Annotated in this window: 16 protein-coding genes and 1 pseudogene; 11 read left to right on the top strand and 6 right to left on the bottom strand. The window is 61.5% G+C overall.

The window, feature by feature from the left end; genetic code table 11:
• Positions 1-83 precede the first annotated feature (83 nt).
• Together ACBG85_RS18150 and ACBG85_RS18155 are read left to right on the top strand one after the other, a co-directional pair.
• Positions 84-227 carry a hypothetical protein gene (locus tag ACBG85_RS18150; RefSeq protein ID WP_197492819.1) on the top strand — a complete coding sequence of 48 codons (144 nt, stop codon included), beginning with the start codon at positions 84-86 and terminating at the stop codon, positions 225-227.
• Positions 228-293: 66 nt separating this feature from the next.
• Positions 294-1,109: a class E sortase gene (locus ACBG85_RS18155; protein WP_058038880.1), complete on the top strand. Its 816-nt coding sequence runs from the start codon at positions 294-296 to the stop codon at positions 1,107-1,109.
• 364 nt (positions 1,110-1,473) lie between these two features.
• Here ACBG85_RS18155 and ACBG85_RS18160 read toward each other — a convergent pair whose 3' ends face one another.
• Positions 1,474-1,743, bottom strand: coding sequence for a putative quinol monooxygenase (locus ACBG85_RS18160; RefSeq protein ID WP_231915233.1), 270 nt, complete (start codon positions 1,741-1,743; stop codon positions 1,474-1,476).
• Between the two features lie 225 nt (positions 1,744-1,968).
• On the opposite strand from ACBG85_RS18160, the gene ACBG85_RS18165 reads away from it, so the two are divergent.
• Positions 1,969-4,146 (top strand): glutamine synthetase III, encoded by a 2,178-nt coding sequence (locus tag ACBG85_RS18165; RefSeq protein ID WP_372024218.1) that lies wholly within the window; start codon positions 1,969-1,971, stop codon positions 4,144-4,146.
• 83 nt (positions 4,147-4,229) lie between these two features.
• On the opposite strand, the gene ACBG85_RS18170 is transcribed toward ACBG85_RS18165, so the two are convergent.
• Entirely contained in the window at positions 4,230-5,564 is a 1,335-nt protein-coding gene (locus ACBG85_RS18170) for a DUF4185 domain-containing protein (protein ID WP_372024221.1), read from the bottom strand.
• A 270-nt stretch (positions 5,565-5,834) separates the two neighbouring features.
• Here ACBG85_RS18170 and gdhA point away from each other — a divergent pair, with 270 nt between their 5' ends.
• The 4 genes from gdhA (at position 5,835) to ACBG85_RS18190 (ending at position 9,840) form a co-directional block, all read left to right on the top strand.
• Positions 5,835-7,178 (top strand): NADP-specific glutamate dehydrogenase, encoded by a 1,344-nt coding sequence (gdhA, locus tag ACBG85_RS18175; protein WP_003945368.1) that lies wholly within the window; start codon positions 5,835-5,837, stop codon positions 7,176-7,178.
• A gap of 484 nt (positions 7,179-7,662) precedes the next feature.
• Positions 7,663-8,922: a CdaR family transcriptional regulator gene (locus ACBG85_RS18180; RefSeq protein ID WP_003945374.1), complete on the top strand. Its 1,260-nt coding sequence runs from the start codon at positions 7,663-7,665 to the stop codon at positions 8,920-8,922.
• Between the two features lie 363 nt (positions 8,923-9,285).
• Positions 9,286-9,429, top strand: coding sequence for a hypothetical protein (locus ACBG85_RS18185; protein WP_003945326.1), 144 nt, complete (start codon positions 9,286-9,288; stop codon positions 9,427-9,429).
• A gap of 243 nt (positions 9,430-9,672) precedes the next feature.
• Positions 9,673-9,840: a hypothetical protein gene (locus tag ACBG85_RS18190; RefSeq protein ID WP_003945367.1), complete on the top strand. Its 168-nt coding sequence runs from the start codon at positions 9,673-9,675 to the stop codon at positions 9,838-9,840.
• Positions 9,841-9,994: 154 nt separating this feature from the next.
• Here the strand turns inward: ACBG85_RS18190 and ACBG85_RS18195 are convergent, their stop codons facing one another.
• Genes ACBG85_RS18195 through ACBG85_RS18205 form a run of 3 tightly spaced genes read right to left on the bottom strand, consistent with a single transcriptional unit; the run spans position 9,995 to position 12,595 of the window.
• Positions 9,995-10,240 (bottom strand): hypothetical protein, encoded by a 246-nt coding sequence (locus tag ACBG85_RS18195; protein ID WP_003945295.1) that lies wholly within the window; start codon positions 10,238-10,240, stop codon positions 9,995-9,997.
• Positions 10,241-10,253: 13 nt separating this feature from the next.
• Positions 10,254-11,426, bottom strand: coding sequence for an acyl-CoA desaturase (locus tag ACBG85_RS18200; protein WP_003945297.1), 1,173 nt, complete (start codon positions 11,424-11,426; stop codon positions 10,254-10,256).
• A 35-nt stretch (positions 11,427-11,461) separates the two neighbouring features.
• Complete coding sequence (locus ACBG85_RS18205; protein WP_372024227.1) at positions 11,462-12,595, bottom strand: ferredoxin reductase; 1,134 nt, start codon at positions 12,593-12,595, stop codon at positions 11,462-11,464.
• A 168-nt stretch (positions 12,596-12,763) separates the two neighbouring features.
• Between ACBG85_RS18205 and ACBG85_RS18210 the strand changes: the two genes are divergently transcribed.
• From ACBG85_RS18210 to ACBG85_RS18220, 3 genes are all read left to right on the top strand, one after another.
• Positions 12,764-13,459 carry a TetR family transcriptional regulator gene (locus ACBG85_RS18210; protein WP_081558060.1) on the top strand — a complete coding sequence of 232 codons (696 nt, stop codon included), beginning with the start codon at positions 12,764-12,766 and terminating at the stop codon, positions 13,457-13,459.
• Positions 13,460-13,494: 35 nt separating this feature from the next.
• Positions 13,495-14,334: an alpha/beta fold hydrolase gene (locus tag ACBG85_RS18215; protein ID WP_003945355.1), complete on the top strand. Its 840-nt coding sequence runs from the start codon at positions 13,495-13,497 to the stop codon at positions 14,332-14,334.
• A 75-nt stretch (positions 14,335-14,409) separates the two neighbouring features.
• Positions 14,410-15,231, top strand: a complete 822-nt coding sequence (locus ACBG85_RS18220; RefSeq protein ID WP_083060078.1) for an acyl-CoA thioesterase II — start codon at positions 14,410-14,412, stop codon at positions 15,229-15,231.
• On the opposite strand, the gene ACBG85_RS18225 is transcribed toward ACBG85_RS18220, so the two are convergent.
• Positions 15,221-16,582: an MFS transporter gene (locus ACBG85_RS18225; protein WP_372024232.1), complete on the bottom strand. Its 1,362-nt coding sequence runs from the start codon at positions 16,580-16,582 to the stop codon at positions 15,221-15,223. The two genes, ACBG85_RS18220 and ACBG85_RS18225, sit on opposite strands and share 11 nt — an antisense overlap.
• A 128-nt stretch (positions 16,583-16,710) precedes the next feature.
• Between ACBG85_RS18225 and ACBG85_RS18230 the strand changes: the two are divergent.
• A pseudogene (locus tag ACBG85_RS18230) lies at positions 16,711-17,235 on the top strand (PadR family transcriptional regulator); the annotation flags it as partial.
• Positions 17,236-17,296: the final 61 nt, after the last annotated feature.

Here is a 17,296-nt window from a genome sequence, read left to right on the forward strand (position 1 = left end):
TGGTCGCACCCGCCCTGTTTCACCGTCACGACGCATCTATCTCGCGGCCGCCGCCGCGGCCCACCCCTCGAAGGAGAAACACCATGTCATTCCCCCCGTTCCCGATCGTCATCGAAGGCATCGAGACCACTGGTTCTGCCGCGATCGACGGCCTCGGTCGCCTGTCCGTACTCCTTTACGATCTCCTCGGCGGTACCGGAAGCGCCACGATCAACGCGGGCAGCTAGTTCGATACGGCACCAATTCGACCCATCAGCTAGCTCGGTAGATCTGTGAAGAGGAGACCCCGGTCCGTGAGCGATACCGAAGTTCCAGGGCGTCGTCGGCCGGGCGCAGGCCAGGTAATCGGCGAACTGCTCCTCACGGCCGGGGTCGTCATCCTGCTGTTCGTCATCTATGAGGCGTTCTGGACCAATATCGTCTCAGGGCGGCTGCAGGACGAGCTCAACAACAGTCTGGAGGAATCCTGGGCCGAAGTCCCCGAAGCCTCAGGAGCGATCGATGGTCAGCCGGTGTCCCCGCTGATCCCTGTGCTCGGCGAGGGATTCGCGCGCGTGCATTTCCCCACACTCGGCGCCGCGTACGCAATCGTCGAGGGCACACGCAACGAGGACCTGCGGGCCGGCCCCGGCCACTACCCGGACTCGCAGATGCCCGGCGAAGCCGGAAACTTCGCGCTCGCCGGGCACCGCAATGGTTCCGGCGCAGTCTTCCAACACCTGGATCGACTCGATGCATGCGATGCCGTCGTCGTGGAGACCGAGTTCCAATGGATGACGTACCGGTTGCTCCCACTCGACCAGGCCTCGCCCGAACGTCGCGCTGCGGCGAAAGCCTGCTTGAATCCCGAGCAAGCCGATCGTGTTTCCGAAGGCGACTACGTCCATCTCCTCGGGCGGCACATCACCGTGCCCGGGGATGTTGCGGTCGTCAACCCGCTGCCCGGAAACCCTTGGGCCGAGCCCGACGCCACGCTGGAAAGTATGTTGACACTGACCACGTGCCATCCGCTCTACTCGAACAGCGAACGCTTGATCGTCCACGCGGTTCTCGTCGAAACAATCTCGAAGACTTCGGGCACCATTCCCGCGGCATTCCAGGAGCAATGAATGTACGGATACCTCTGGGGAGCGCTCCCCGGCCCCCGACCAGTGAAGGCCCTGCTGGCGATCGTTCTCGTGGTCGCGGTGGTGCTGCTACTCATGGAATTCGTATTTCCTTGGATGTCAGAGCATATGCCCTACTCCGACGTCACCGTATAGAGCGCCCGTGCAGGTCGGCCGACACCGGCACGAGGCCCGGCTGGCGCCCGAAGGCGCTGTCCTACAGCGGACTCGACGGACCTACGATGATTCTGGCGTGTCGATGCAAACCAGTTTCCGCGTGTGTCGGAACGGGTCGCCTAGTTGACACTCGAGGCTCTCCGGAATGTTCGTTCGACGCCTGAGCGAGCACTGAGACCTGACTCCGCCGCTACAGAACCTTCGTGAAGATCTGCGCCGGCGCTGCCGTCTCGAGCTTGGCCAGCGCCTCAACCAACCTGACGAAGTGCTCGGTATGGGTGTGGGCGTCGAGGTGCTCCTGAGATTCCCATTCCTCCACCAACACGAGCTCGCAGGGATTGTCGGTGCGCTGCAGTAACTCGTAATTGATGCAGCCGTCCTCTTTTCGGGTCTCGGTGACAAGTTCGTCGTACAACCGAAGCACTTCCGCGAGATCGCCCTGCTCCACTGTGGTTGGCACCAAAACCCTGATCACAAAGACTCTCCGATTCGACTGTCCTGCAATAGCCCGTCGGCTCGAAGTCTGCCGTAGACCTCCGACAGATCGACATTTCCGTTGTGACTCGAAGTTTGCGGACAGGCGCAATATCTACGAAACACCCCCGATACCGGAGGTTCGTAGGGTTTGCCGAAGTCGGGCTCGCAATCAGCAGCGCAGCCCTGGGCCCGGGCGAGGGGTAAGCACATGAGTGGAAATGCAGTTCGCTTGCAAGCGATCAAGGACGTCGAGGCCTACACACCTCCGGTGGTCAGTTTCACCACCGACGAGACACCCGGCGAGGTGTTCGGTGCCAACGTCTTCAACAAGGTGGTCATGCAGAAGCGACTGCCCAAGCTCGTCTACAAGTCGGTGATGGCGACGATCGAGCAAGGCAAACCGCTTGATCCCATGGTCGCCGATGCGGTCGCGTCGGCGATGAAGGACTGGGCGTTGGAGAAAGGCGCAACCCACTACGCCCACGTCTTCTATCCACTGACCGGGTTGACCGCCGAGAAGCACGACAGCTTCCTCGAGCCGGTCGGCGACGGCAGTGCACTGGCGGAGTTCGCCGGCAAGACCTTGATCCAAGGTGAACCCGACGCTTCGAGTTTCCCGAACGGCGGGCTGCGCAACACGTTCGAGGCTCGCGGATACACCGGCTGGGATGTCACGAGCCCGGCCTACGTTCTCGAAAACCCCAACGGCAACACACTGTGTATCCCGACCGTGTTCGTTTCGATGACCGGCGAAGCGCTCGACCACAAGACTCCCCTGCTGCGTTCACAACAGGCAATGGGTTTCCACGCCGAACGAATCCTTAAGTTGTTCGGCCATACCGATCCCGAGCACATCGTGTCGTTCTGCGGACCCGAGCAGGAGTACTTCCTGATCGATCGACACTTCTTCCTCGCCCGCCCCGACCTCCTCAACGCCGGCCGAACACTCTTCGGCGCAAAGCCGCCCAAGGGCCAGGAGTTCGACGACCACTACTTCGGGGCGATCCCGGAACGTGTGCTCGGATTCATGATGGACACCGAGCGGGAACTTTTCAAACTCGGCATCCCCGCCAAGACGCGGCACAACGAGGTTGCGCCCGGCCAGTTCGAAATCGCCCCGATGTTCGAGCGAGGCAACATCGCCGCGGACCACCAGCAGTTGCTGATGACCACTTTCAAGACCATCGCCAAGAAGCACGGCATGGAATGTCTGTTCCACGAGAAGCCGTTCGACGGTGTCAACGGCTCCGGCAAGCACGTCAACTTCTCACTGGGCAACTCCGAACTCGGCAGTTTGCTTGTCCCCGGCGACAATCCGCATGACAACGCCCAGTTCCTCGTATTCTGCGCCGCAGTCATCCGGGCCGTCCACAAATACGCCGGCCTCCTGCGCGCGTCGGTCGCATCGGCAACCAACGATCACCGCCTCGGCGCCAACGAGGCTCCCCCGGCCATCATTTCGATCTTCCTCGGCGATCAACTGGCCGACGTCTTCGAGCAGATCGCCAAGGGCGCCGCGACATCGTCGAAGGACAAGGGCACCATGATGATCGGCGCCGATACCCTTCCCGTCCTACCGACCGACCCGGGCGATCGCAACCGTACGAGCCCATTTGCCTTCACCGGCAACCGTTTCGAGTTCCGCGCGCCAGGATCGCTGCAAACAGTCAACGGCCCGATGGTCACCATCAACACGATCATGGCCGAGGCCTTGGACTACATGGCCACCGAACTTGAGGCCGCGGTCGCCGACGGCGCCGATTTCGACACCGCCGTCCAGAATCTGCTCACCGAGATCATCACCAACCACGGTGCGGTTGTCTTCAACGGCGACGGTTACTCGGAGAACTGGCAGATCGAGGCCGAGTCTCGCGGCCTGCCGAACCTTCGCACGACGCTGGACGCCCTTCCTGAACTGATCACCGAATCCTCGATGGAACTCTTCGAGAAGTACAAGGTCTTCAACCACCGGGAGATGCACAGCCGCTACGAGGTCGGACTCGAACAGTACGCACTGAGCATCGGCGTCGAGGCACGCCTGGCCGCCGAAATCGGTACGACGCTGATTCTTCCGGCTGCAGTGCGCTACCAGACGGAAGTTGCGCAGAACTTCGTCGCACTGAAGTCTGCCGGCCTCGAACCGGATTCAGCACCGCTCGAAGAAGTGTCGGCGCCCGTTGCGGCTCTGCGCACAGCGCTCGCGGCCCTGCGCGCAGCAATCGACACCGACGCCGGCGAGTCGCCATTCGATCAGGCCAAGCACGCACAGGACGCACTCCTGCCCGCCATGGCAGAGGTACGTGCAGCGGCCGACTTCCTCGAAACCATCGTCGCCGACGATCACTGGCCACTCCCGACGTATCAGGAAATGCTCTTCATTCTCTGAGTATCACCCGAATATCACTACCCACAGAACTATGGCCTGCAACTCGATCGAGTTGCAGGCCATAGTTGTCGAATCTTGCTCGGCTAGCGGTCTTCCGGCATCGTGACTTCGAGTACGCGAGCCTCACCGGTGGTCGCGGGGTCAGGACGATCGCGCGAATCCGACGACGCCATCTGGAGTCCGTTCAAATCGGTCCGCATGTAGATGACGTTGTAACGGTCCCACGTGGGGGCGACGAATTCGAGGAACTGTCCGCTCGCCCACGGGTGCATGAATCCGCCGTACAACGCGGGCAACGTGATTCCACTCAACAGGGTCTGCGTACCACTCCACGGGCCTTGCGGTTGGTCGGCCTGACGGATCACCAGGTTGCCCTCGGCACTGGTGTACATGGCAACGTACTTGTTCAGGTAGTCGTTCCACTGCACTGCGAGTTCACTGACCGGTGCCTTGATGACCTGAACGGCATCGGTATCTCGCGGACTCCAACCGGAGCCGTCCCAGTATTCGTAGGCGCCGAGATTTCTGATGTCGGCGCCGGCCACTCGCGCCAGGATCGCCTTACCGAAACGACCTGAGGGAGTTCCGTATTCGTAAATGTAGCCGTCCCGACCGTCGAGGAAGGCGCTCTGCTGGAAGTTGGAATTGATCGGCGATACTGCCGGAATCCCCGGAATGCCAAGTCCTTCGGTATTGGCGCGAACTGTCGCCGGATCGAGTTCCCAGTTCTCACCGTTGTCCGTGGAGAAAGCCAGAGCCGAGTAGTTGGTGGTCCAGGCTCCAGGTTCGTCCCACGACCGAACGGACATGAATCTGATGTACTGCACACCACCGTAAGAGATTCCAGCGGTCGGGATGGTGGTGAACTCACCCGGAATGCCGAATCCCGGAATGATCTCCTTGGAATGATTGGGGCCGTCCAAAGGAGAACTGTCGATCTTCATCCCGTCGGCAATGGCGGTGTCGTTGCTGCGGAACAATACGTTGCTGCGCCAGTCGTCACCAGGGGTGTCGCAGTCGCCCACCGTGTCGCCGAATGCCATCAGCACGTCGTGATCCGGCCCCGAAAGACCGTTGTCCCACATGATTCCGAGGTCGGTACCCGACACGTTGAACCGCTCGATGGTGTTGTTGGGACTGCCTGGGCCAGTGACCATTTCGATCGCCTTGGTGCGGCCGGTCAGCACCGGCAGAGCACCGTTGGGGGCGCCGGTGATCCAAGGCAGCGCGTTGGCGAGGGAGCCGGTACCGGCGGATCCACTGCCGAGCGATCCGGTCAGCGAGCCGAGCGAACCCGTCATCGATCCGGCGGAACCACTTCCTCCCGAACCGCACGGTCCGCCGATCGCCGACGCAGACGGTGCTGCGGCAATCGTCGCGGCAATCGTGACGACGCCTATCGACAACATCGCCGACATGGAGTGTTTTTTACGCACGTGCAGCCCCTCTGATCATTTCGACTCCCGTTCGGACCACAGGCACAGTGATCCCCGACCGCAGAAGCAAACCATTTGGACTGTGTTAAGAGAGTGAAAGCTGAGCAAATTGTTATAAATCGCCCGTTCAACTGACACAAGTGACAGCTGTGTCCGATTTCACCTTCACAGGACAGTTGTCCGATACAGCAATAAAGGCGCCTAGTATGTAACGGAAATGTAAAAGAGTTCTCACAACGAGGTAGGTGAGCGGTGTCCGTACGTGACCGCGTAGCGCAGATTTACGATCAGGTTTTGGTTCGCAATGCAGGAGAGCCCGAGTTCCATCAGGCCGCCGCAGAGGTCTTCGAGTCTCTTCACGTAGTGCTCGAACGCCACCCCCGCTACGCCGACGCCGGACTCATCGAGCGGCTCTGCGAGCCGGAACGCCAGATCATCTTCCGCGTGCCGTGGACCGACGACCAGGGCAACGTTCACGTCAACCGTGGCTTCCGCGTTCAGTACAACAGTGCACTCGGCCCCTACAAGGGCGGCCTGCGCTTCCACCCCAGCGTCAACCTGGGCATCGTGAAGTTCCTCGGCTTCGAGCAGATCTTCAAGAACTCACTGACCGGCCTGCCCATCGGCGGCGGCAAGGGTGGCTCGGACTTCGATCCCAAGGGCCGCTCCGACGCAGAGGTCATGCGCTTCTGTCAGTCCTTCATGACCGAACTGCAGCGTCACATCGGTGAATACACCGACGTTCCGGCCGGCGACATCGGCGTCGGCGGTCGCGAGATCGGCTACCTGTTCGGTCAGTACAAGCGGCTGACCAACACGTACGAGTCGGGCGTCCTCACCGGCAAGGGCATCACCTGGGGCGGATCGCAGGTTCGCACCGAGGCCACCGGCTACGGCGTCGCGTACTTCGTCGCCGAAATGCTCAAGGCGAAGGGTGAAGGCCTCGAAGGCAAGAACGTCGTGATCTCCGGATCCGGCAATGTCGCCATCTACGCAATCCAGAAGATCCACCAGCTCGGCGGCGTCGCGATCGCCTGCTCGGATTCCTCGGGATACATCGTGGACAAGAAGGGCATCGATCTCGACCTCCTCAAGGAGATCAAGGAAGTTCGCCGCGGCCGCATCAGCGAGTACGCCGACGCAGTTCCGCATGCCGAGTTCATCGCCGACGGTTCCATCTGGGACGTGCCGTGCGACGTCGCACTCCCCTGCGCGACTCAGAACGAGCTCGACGAAGATGCCGCAAAGACCTTGATCGCCAACGGCGTTCAGGCCGTTGCCGAAGGCGCGAACATGCCCACCACCCCCGGTGGCATCCAGCTCTTCCGTGACGCGAACGTAGCCTTCGCACCCGGCAAGGCGGCCAACGCCGGTGGCGTTGCAACCTCCGCTCTCGAAATGCAGCAGAATGCTTCGCGTGATTCCTGGAGCTTCGAGTACACCGACGAGCGTCTCGCCGGAATCATGCGCGGCATCCACAAGCGCACCATCAACACCGCTGCCGAGTACGGAAAGCCCGGCGACTACGTGCACGGCGCGAACATTGCCGGCTTCGTGAAGGTGGCCGACGCCATGATTTCACTGGGCGTCATCTAGAGATTTCCGCACCACAGACAGCAGTACAAAAAGGGTGATTTCACCCTGAACCGGTTCCCGTACATCGGACTGGTCGAATCAATACCTAGGCCTCGAGGGCCCTGGGTCCGCGAGGACCCAGGGCCCTCGAGCTTGCTCCGAGCAAATCGCCCGCGACGAGCACCGTAGGCGCGGCAATGATCCCAGACGGAACTCGTGGTGTCCTCCGAAACCGTTTTCCGCTCTGACGTCGAAAAACACCGTAAGTGGACGATTGTTTAGGTCCGCAGCGCGTGGGGCATATGGACTTATCTTCACATTTGTCCATTTCACAGTTGGACGATCGTTCATGTGGTAGAAATCACAACGCCTGGCGCAATTCGATCCGCAAATTTCAGCGGCGAGTATGCCCCCGAACAAGGCCTCAGCGTGTACCCCGCTTCGTAACGCGCCGAGCCTCCGGGTGCCTGTGCCAGGCGACGCACCTGTCTAGAGGAGGCCACCCATGTCCCCAGCGCTGCTGAACAACCCGGGACCGCTCATGTTGGGAGGCAAGCCCGCCTCCACAGCGGTCAACGACGTCATCCCACTGGCAAGCGATCTCGTAGATCACCTGTCCCGTGCCAACCCGACGTTGACTTCCCTCCAAACGGAGGCAGTACGTCGGGAACTGATTGCGGTGATCGTGCAGGGGCTCCAAGTGGGGATCCAGCTATTGGATCACCGCAAACTTCCCACCGACCAAGAGTTGGACGGCATTCACACGATGACCGTCCAACAAGCATTGAAAGGCGTGCCACTCAGCGCGATCCTCAACTTGACCAACGAGGGCATCAGCACTTTTCGCACCCTCATCCTCAGCCGGGCCGACGCCGAGGACTCCGCCAATCTCGGGGATCTCAACGAGTTCTTGTTCGCACTTGCGCAGCGGCTTCACTCGTTCATCTCGATCAGCTATCTTTCGGCTCTTCCTGCCGGTTCCCAACTCGGGGAATACTCCGCCGGCGCTCTCGTGAAAGCCATGCTGGACGGCGACGATCCCACCCAGCTTGCGTTGCAGATGGGCGTTGAACTCGCACCCCGCTATCTCGTCCTGCGGCTCCTGGTGAACCTGCCGCCCATCCGCCCGGGAGCACGCAACGGCAACCACCAGCGCATACAGGCCTACCGTGACCTCTCCGTCGCTCAATCGAAAATCGCGGCCCACTTCGGGTCGGCGCTGCTCGAAGCTCCTGCACCGCAACGTGGTCTGGTCCTGATCGAGGGCACACCCGACTGGGGAACAGTGTGCGAGGTCATCCAACGCGCACGCGCAACGGTCGGGGTGGAGATCACAGCAATCGCCGAGAACGCCGCGGTACGAGATATCGCCGCCGCCCAAGCAACCACTCACGAATTGGCGCAACTCGTGCGGCGCCTGAGACTGCCGGCGCGGTCCTACCGAATGGAAGACCTCGCGCTCGAGTATCAACTCACTCGGGGTGGCGCAGGCCGCGACAGCTTGATCAATCTTCTCAAGCCACTCGACGGCAATCCGGAACTGCTGCAGACATTGTCCATACATCTCGCCAACGGCCAGCATCGTCAGCGCACCGCGTCGGCGCTCGGCCTGCACACCAACACCGTCGACAATCGAATCAAGCGCATCGCAACCCTGACCGGATTGGATCCGGCCCTGCCCTCTGAACTGCTCAAACTGCGCGCTGCCATGATCTCGCTGACCTTCGCAAGCACTGATGTGGACAATCGTCCAGCGAAAATGTGAACACTCACATCCTCGCTATTAGCTGTCCACGTGTGGCGCCTGGACCCCACTTTTCCGCTCCGAACCGGGCTATAAAAGTGTGGTGCGAATCACCGCGCAAACCAGTAACAATTAAGGGGAAACACATGATCAACGGCCAGGATAACGCTCTCCTCGGTGCCTTCTTCGACACCATCCTGCAGCTCTTCAACGCGGGCAGCACCGGCACGGGCTCGACGGATGGCGGCGGCGTCTCCTAGGACGAATCTCGGGCCCTGTGCGAGAGAATCTCTCGCACAGGGCCCGCTCCAAGCCGCCTGACACTGTGATGGCGGTGACCACGGTGACCACCACGTCGCCACCGCTGAAACCAGGAGCAAGCACATGATCGCCGCACCAACCACAGGCGCTTTGGCCGTCGTCTTGAACACCGTCCTACAGATGTTCAACGCCGGCAGCAGTTTCCTCTACACCGACAACTCTCCGATTGGCGGCGGCGGCGAAACTCCCACGACGCCTGCTCCCTGATCGACTTACCCGCTCGCATCACACAGTCGCGGCACAGACAGGAACCACCGTGATAAACCAGCACACCCTGGGCAGCCTGGTCATCGACTTCGGCTCACTCTCCCGAGCACTCGGCTTCGGCAACGGCTCCATCGTGTCGCTCGGCAGCACCGGAAGTGGCTGAAACAGCCCGCCTGACCACGTCGACGATCCCGTCGCCGCTCACCTTCTCACCACATCTCGAAACAGAAAGCAGGTCCCCCTGTGCCTACAATTCCGCTCACCGGCGACCCCATCGTCATCAACATCATCGTCCAGCTACTGAGCGCGGGCAGCAGCAATGCACTCGCACTGGGCGGAGTCGGTAGCAGCGGTCTCGGTAGCACCGGGCTCGGCAGCTTCGACTCGGCGAGCCTCGGCAGCGCTGCTTAGGACCTCACTTGTGATCGGCGTTCGATCCGCGTCTTCGGCCGCCGAGGCAGTCCACGAAACCCGCGTTGCCCTCCGTCATCTGTGACGGAGGGCAACGCGGTCGTTCAGGCGAGACGGCTCGCGGTTACGCGATCAGGCCGTCCGCCGCGGTGAATCAACGCCAGTCTTCAGGTGGATCGCTGTCGTCGTGCTCGATGGTCACGGACTCCGAACGATCGTCAGCTGCAGCCTTTTTCGCTGCTTCACGCATCTCGATTCCGTCGGACACCCAGTCGCCGATCTCGCGCGTCACGTCTCGAACGGCCCCGGCGATGATCATCGCGATCGAGCCCACGTGGTTGGCTGCACTTTCGGTCAGTTCCTGGACCGTGTCCTTGCGGCGTTCGAATTTCCCGACCATCAGTGTGTGCCTCTCAGGCTGCAGTTCGCTGGCGCTCGACGATAACACCGGGAGGGGTCGTCGACTTGACCAAACCGGGCGGAAGAGCGAGCTTGAAGATCTTGCCCCATACCGAACCGATCTGCTTGAAGAACCCACCGGTGTTGTACGGCAAACCGTACTTCCCGCACAATTCTTTCACCTGGGGAGCGAGTTCCGGATAACGATGCGCAGGCAGGTCCGGGAACAGGTGGTGCTCGATCTGGTGCGAGAGGTTGCCGGACATGATGTGGAAGAGCGGGCTTCCCTCGATGTTGGCGCTGCCGAGCATCTGACGCACGTACCACTGCCCGCGAGTCTCGTCGGCCGTCTCGTCCTCGGTGAAACTCTGGACACCGGTGGGGAAATGGCCACAGAAGATGATCGAGTACGTCCACACGTTCCGGACCAGGTTGGCGGTGACATTCCCCGCGAGAGTGGTCACGAACAGCGGCCCCGTGAGAACCGGGAAGATGACGTAGTCCTTGAGGACTTGCTTGCCCGCCTTGTTCCACCAGCCCTTCAGGAGCGGCTTGACGTCGTGCCACTTGCGTTTGCCCTGGATGACGTTCTCGATCTCGAGATCGTGCATCATCACGCCCCACTCGAAGAGCACCATCAAGGCGAAGGCCCAGACCGGATTACCGAGGTAATAGGGGTTCCACTTCTGCGCGTCGTCGATACGCAGGATGCCGTATCCGATGTCACGGTCTTTGCCGAGAATATTGGTGTACGTGTGATGCATGTAGTTGTGCGAGTGACGCCACTGGTCGGCCGGGCACACCGTATCCCATTCGAAGACTTCGGAATTGAGCCCTGGTTCACGCATCCAGTCGTACTGACCGTGCATGACGTTGTGGCCGATCTCCATGTTGTCGAGGATCTTGGACACGCTCAATGCACCGACTGCCGCGAGCCACACCGGAGGCAGGAAGCCGAGGTACATCAAGCCGCGACCTGCGACCTCGAACCCGCGCTGAGCCTTGATGATCTTGTAGATGTACTCCCGATCCTCCGCTCCGAGCGAGGCGACGGTGCGATCGCGCAATGCGTCCAACTCGCGGCCGATCTCCTCGACCTGCTCGTACGTCAGGACGACGGGAGCGTCGTCCTTCGCATCGGAACCGTTGCCGAGGAACGGGAGGGTGGGAAGTGAAAGTCCAAACATGTCGGTCTCCAGACAGTCGTGTGGAAAATGGGACTTCAGATGTCGACGGTGACGTCGCCGACGGGAGCACTGACGCACAGCTGGATCTTCTTGTCCGGCTCGTCGTCTGTCTCACCGGTGCGCACGTTTCGGGTACGGCCCGCCTTCTTGACGGAGGTGCAGGAGAAGCAGATTCCCATCCGGCATCCGTACTCGGGATTGAGGCCCGCAGCTTCTGCTTGTTCGAGAAGTGTTTCGCCGGAGTTCTCGGCCGCCACCCCACTTTTGGTGAATGACACCTCGCCGCCGGCCTCCCCCGGCTCGGCCACCGCCGGCGCGAACTCCTCGGTGTTGAGCAAGTGCTCGACGTCGACCTCACGGAACACCTCACGCACTCCCCGCATCAGTCCGGGAGGTCCGCAGAGATAAGCCTGAGCGTCGATCGTGTCCGGATCGGCGATCCAAGGAGCCACCGCGTCGAGGTGCCCGCGATCGAAGAAACCTTCGAGGTCACCTCCACCGCTTTCGGTGTACACGAGTACCAGTTTCACGTTCGGGTTCTGCTCGGCGATGGTCTTCAGCGCGCGCGTGTACGCCACGTCGGCATCGGTGTTCGCGTAATGCACGAACACGATCTCGCCCGAGTGCTGCTCCTCCACCAGCGTCCGAAGCATCGACATGACCGGGGTGATTCCACTGCCGCCACTGATCAACAACACCCGACGCGGGCGGTCGCCGGGAAGGGAGAACACCCCGTCTGCCTGCGAGAGGCTGACAACGAGCCCGGGCGCTGCGTTGGCGTACAGATACTGCGACACCAAGCCACCCGGATGGGCTTTGACGGTGAGCTCGATCAGCCCGCTGCGCGTAGACGCGCCCCCGGCCGGCGAGTAGCAGCGAGTGTGACGAACACCGTCGATCACCACGCCCAACTGCACGAACTGGCCCGCCTGAAAACCGCGCCACTGGCGCGTCGGGCGCAGCGTGAGAGTGACGGAGTCAGCCGTCGGATGGTCGACAGCGACAACCTGCGCGCGAATGTCACGAACGGTCGCCATCGGGTTGACCAACTCGAGGTATCGGTCGATCTGATGTGGAGCAGCCATGGCTTCGATCAGTCCCACCAAGGACAGTCCGCGCCGAGGTGTGGACTTCGGTGTCGTGTTCTCAGGAGCAGATGCGATTGTCATGACCCTCCTCGTACTTCGATTGCCGGGTATCTCGATTGCTGCGCTAGCTTCCCCCGACTGCGTGAATTCAGTGTACAAATGTTCACCGAAGATAGTGTGACAGGTGCACACAAGTACATGTCAACAAGAATGTGATCCGAGTTACACGAGTTGCCGAAAGGAGCCGGAATGCCTGTACCTACACTCGACGTCGTGACGAAGGCCGGACCGGTGAACCCAGAGCGCAGGGAACCCGACAACAGGGAGCCGGAAAGTCGTGCCGCAAAGAAGGAACGCACACGCCAAGCGCTCCTGGACACTGCCATGGACCTCTCGGCCGATCGGGGCTTCGCCGGAATCAGCTTGCGAGAGGTAGCCAGGGAAGCCGGGATCGTTCCGACTGCGTTCTACCGCCACTTCGCTTCACTGGAGGACGTCGGTGTCGTCCTCGTCGAAGAGAGCATGCGCATGTTGCGCCAGATGCTGCGCGACGCAAGGCGTAATCCCAGCACCAAGGACGCCGCTCCGTCACTGGGCATCCTTGTGCGACAAGTGCATACACACGAGCGACAGTTTCGGTTCCTCTGCCGCGAACGCTACAGCGGCGTCAGTGAGGTACGACGTGCGATAGCCACTGAAATGCGGTTGTTCGTCAGCGAACTGACCATCGACCTCTCCAGAATTGCCGGACTGGAAAGCTGGTCGTCGGACGATCTGGAAATGGCTGCCGACCTGATCGTCTCGACGATGTTCAGCGCTGTCGTCGAACTGCTGGACGCCGGGACGGCCGGGTATCGCGACGAAGCCGCCGTCATCACACGAGCCGAGAAGCAACTGCGAGTCATCATGCTCGGAATGGCCACCTGGAATCCACCTCGAAACTGACCTCGGGTTCACCTTTTCGACGTACGGTGAGAGTCATGTCTTCCACGAGTACATACGAAATCCCCGTTGGCGACCTCACCTTCGACGTACTGATCTCGGGCCCGGACGACGGCATTCCGCTGGTAGCGCTGCACGGCTTCCCGGAGAGCGCCGCATCCTGGGGCAAGGTCACACCACTGCTCACCGCAGCGGGCTACCGCGTTATCGCACCGAATCAGCGCGGTTACTCCGCCGGCGCACGCCCCGAAGGGGTGGATGCCTACAAGATCGAGCACCTGGTAGCCGACGTCGTCGGATTGCTCGACGCACTCGGCCTGTCCGACGCGCATCTGGTCGGCCACGACTGGGGTTCGGCGGTCGCCTGGCAGGTCGCCGGTCGCCATCCGAACCGGATCCGCAGTCTGACCGCGATCTCGGTCCCCCACCCCACCGCCTTCGGCTGGGCACTCCGCGAGGACGAGGACCAAAAACAACGCTCGTCGTACATCGGACTTCTCCGACAGGAGGGCAAAGCCGAGGAAGTGTTGTCGGAGGACAACTTTCGCCGGCTGCGCGCCATGTTCGACGGCCAGATCGATCCTGAATTCGCCGACGAGCACATTCGTGTCCTGAGCGGGGAGGGCGCGCTGACCGGCGCCTTGAACTGGTACCGCGCGATGACCCGCGACTTCGGCGATATCGATCGCACCACCGTGCCGACCACGTATGTCTGGAGCACCGGCGACACAGCGCTCGGCCGCGCAGGCGCAGAACGCTGTGGTGAATTCGTGGACGCCCCCTACGAGTTCGTCGTGCTCGACGGCGGAAGTCACTGGATTCCGGAAGAGCGAGCCGAAGAGTTGGCCGAGGCGATCCTCGCACGTGCAGGATCCTGATCGCCGCGACGAATTCGGCTCTATGTATGTTGTCATACATAGAGCCGAATTGATTCCATCACCAGGAGTTCTGCGATGACCGAGACCGTTGCACCACCCCATCCTTTCGACGCTGCTGTCGGATTGACGCCACTCACCGCCGGCTTGTCGACCGGCGAGACCAAACCGGCGTACAACAACATGGTCGGGCCGTTCGGCGGCGTCACCGCTGCCACGTTGCTCGAATCCGTACTGAAGCACCCCGAACGCCTCGGCGATCCGCTGTCGTTGACCGTCAACTTTGCCGGTCCGATCACCGAGGGCGCCTTCGAGATCTCCGCCCGGCCGGTGCGCACCAACCGCTCGACGCAGCACTGGTCCATCGAACTGTCTCAGGACGGAACCGTCGCCACTACCGCGACGGCAGTGTTCGGTACCAGGCGTGAAACCTGGTCGTCTACCGAGATCACGATGCCGGAAGTTCCGTCGGCCGAAGACGTTACGCTGCTGCCGTTCCCCGAGTTCATCGCCTGGGCACAGAACTACGAGATGCGCTTTGTCGAGGGTGCGATCCCCGACCTGGAGTCGGGCGAGCATCCCGACTCGACCACGACACTCTGGGTGCGCGATCAACCGGCACGCGCTCTCGACTTCACGTCGCTGACCGCACTGTGCGATGTCTTCTTCCCACGAGTCTTCTTGCGCCGAGGCAAGATGGCTCCGGCTGGAACGGTCTCGATGACCATCTACTTCCACGCCGACGCTCAGACGCTGACCGAACAGGCAGACAATTCCGTCCTGGGAACGGCGCGGACCCAACGGTTCGGAAACGGATACTTCGATCAGTCGGCCGAAATTTGGGGCAGTGACGGCGCATTGCTCGCTACGACACACCAGTTGGTCTACTTCAAGGATTGACGGGAAGCGCACTGTCCCCTTCCGGCGCTTTCACCATCGACAATGCGGCAAGGCCGACGCCGAGAACCACCAGCAGTCCGATGATGCCGGCACGGTCTGCACCGAAGAGCCATGCGAACAGGCCGAACAGTGTCGGTGCCAAAAACGACACTGCTCGGCCTGTGGTCGCATACAGGCCGAACATCTGACCTTCACGCCCAGGCGGGGTGATGCGCGCCAGGAAGGTTCGTGCCGAAGACTGAGCGGGCCCGACGAAGAGGCAGAGCGCGAGACCGAAGATCCAGAACATCACCGGCCCTGACACCGCGATCAGGATCGCGCCGACCACGATCATCGACGCCAGCGAGACGGTGATGACCTGTTTCGGTCCGATCCGATCGTCGAAACGTCCGGCCACCAATGCACCGATTGCGGAAATCACGTTGGCCGCAACACCGAACAACAGCACGTCGGCCGCACTGATTCCGTAGACGTTGACAGCCAGCACGGCTCCGAAGGTGAACACGCCCGCGAGACCGTCACGAAAGAGCGCGCTCGCGATCAGGTACCAGATCGTGCGCCTGTCGACGTTCCAGAGTTCGCGCAGATCGCGCCACAACACCCGATAGGAGTCGAGGAACCCGGCCTTGGACGCTCCCGGATCGACCGCGGGGCTGGGCAACTCGGGAACCTTGAAGAACACCGGAATCGCGAAGACCGCGAACCACACTGCAGCCAGCAGTGCCACCATCCGGATGTTCATGCCGCCGTCGGTGGTCAATCCGAGGAATCCCCGAGTGTCGCCGTCGCCGACGATGAACCCGAAGTAGCACAGCAACAGCAGCACGATTCCGCCGAAATATCCCATGGCCCAGCCGAAGCCGGAGACTCTACCCAGATTCTCCGGTGTCGACACCTGCCGCATCATGGCGTTGTAGGGAACGCCGGCCAGTTCGAAGATCACCGAACCGATTGCGAGCAGAACCAATCCGAGCCACAGATAGCGGTAGTTGTCTTCGACGAAGTAGAGGCCCGCCATCGAGAGCACGGTGATGCCGGTCAGTATCGCGAGCGAGAGTTTACGTTGACCCGACGCATCGAAACGTTGTCCGGTGATCGGAGCGAGAATCGCGATGAAGAAGCCGGCGATTCCGAGTGCCCAGCTGAGCCACGTAGTTGCCGAAATCGTGCCGGGAAGGTCGTCACCGACCGCGTCGGTGAGATAAACCGAGAAGACGAACGTGAGGATCACTGCGTTGAATGCGGCCGATCCCCAATCCCACAGCCCCCATGCGAACACTTGACTCTTCGTGGCCGCACCGCCGATGCCTGCGGGTGGCTCTGCCTGCGTGCTCGTGGACTCGGCGCTCATACGGCGAAGCCTAACTGCGCGCGGGCGACTCGGCGCCTCTCTCCGAAGTCGACATACAAGACGCTCTATGCACCCGAGTTAGTACGCACTTAGTTGCATACGCACCTGAGTGCATAGATACTTTTTCCATGGCACTCGAACATGCGTTGCTCGTCTCCCTTTCCGAACAGGATGCGTCGGGATACGACCTCACACGCCGGTTCGACAAGTCGATCGGCTTCTTCCACAGCGCGACGCACCAGCAGATCTACCGAGTCCTCAAGCGAATGGACGAGGCAGGCTGGGTGGAGGTGGAAGCCATCGCGCAGGACGGCCGACCGGACAAGAAGATGTACCGCGTCAGCGATGCCGGCCGCGCCGAACTGACCCGATGGATCGCAGAGCCGTCCGAACCGAACCACCTGCGCAACGAGTTGGCCATCAAGATCAGGGCCGCTGCGCACGCCGATCTCCCCGCTCTACGACGCGAAGTCGCTCGCCACCGCGAGGGCCACGCCGCCCGCCTCGACGTCTACCGACTCATCGAAAAGCGTGACTTCCCCAATCCAGCAGCGCTTTCCGGCTCTTCACTGCACCAGTACCTCGTACTTCGCGGCGGCATCCGCGTCGAAGAAGGATTCACCGACTGGTGCCAGGAAGTTCTGGACGCATTGCCCACTGGCGAGTACGCCATCGAAGACACCGGCGAGTACGCCACCGAAGACACTGGCGAGC

The sequence above is a fragment of the Rhodococcus sp. NyZ502 genome (assembly GCF_041464245.1).
Taxonomy (GTDB): domain Bacteria; phylum Actinomycetota; class Actinomycetes; order Mycobacteriales; family Mycobacteriaceae; genus Rhodococcus_F; species Rhodococcus_F qingshengii.

Bases quoted from the DNA above. Each gene is read 5' to 3' on its own strand.
- ACBG85_RS18205 (WP_372024227.1), bottom strand. From the start codon at position 12,595: ATGACAATCGCATCTGCTCCTGAGAACACGACACCGAAGTCCACACCT.
- ACBG85_RS18225 (WP_372024232.1), bottom strand. From the start codon at position 16,582: ATGAGCGCCGAGTCCACGAGCACGCAGGCAGAGCCACCCGCAGGCATC.
- ACBG85_RS18185 (WP_003945326.1), top strand. From the start codon at position 9,286: ATGATCGCCGCACCAACCACAGGCGCTTTGGCCGTCGTCTTGAACACC.
- ACBG85_RS18170 (WP_372024221.1), bottom strand. From the start codon at position 5,564: ATGTCGGCGATGTTGTCGATAGGCGTCGTCACGATTGCCGCGACGATT.
- ACBG85_RS18180 (WP_003945374.1), top strand. From the start codon at position 7,663: ATGTCCCCAGCGCTGCTGAACAACCCGGGACCGCTCATGTTGGGAGGC.
- ACBG85_RS18200 (WP_003945297.1), bottom strand. From the start codon at position 11,426: ATGTTTGGACTTTCACTTCCCACCCTCCCGTTCCTCGGCAACGGTTCC.
- ACBG85_RS18220 (WP_083060078.1), top strand. From the start codon at position 14,410: ATGACCGAGACCGTTGCACCACCCCATCCTTTCGACGCTGCTGTCGGA.
- ACBG85_RS18215 (WP_003945355.1), top strand. From the start codon at position 13,495: ATGTCTTCCACGAGTACATACGAAATCCCCGTTGGCGACCTCACCTTC.
- ACBG85_RS18165 (WP_372024218.1), top strand. From the start codon at position 1,969: ATGAGTGGAAATGCAGTTCGCTTGCAAGCGATCAAGGACGTCGAGGCC.
- ACBG85_RS18195 (WP_003945295.1), bottom strand. From the start codon at position 10,240: ATGGTCGGGAAATTCGAACGCCGCAAGGACACGGTCCAGGAACTGACC.
- ACBG85_RS18210 (WP_081558060.1), top strand. From the start codon at position 12,764: ATGCCTGTACCTACACTCGACGTCGTGACGAAGGCCGGACCGGTGAAC.
- ACBG85_RS18150 (WP_197492819.1), top strand. From the start codon at position 84: ATGTCATTCCCCCCGTTCCCGATCGTCATCGAAGGCATCGAGACCACT.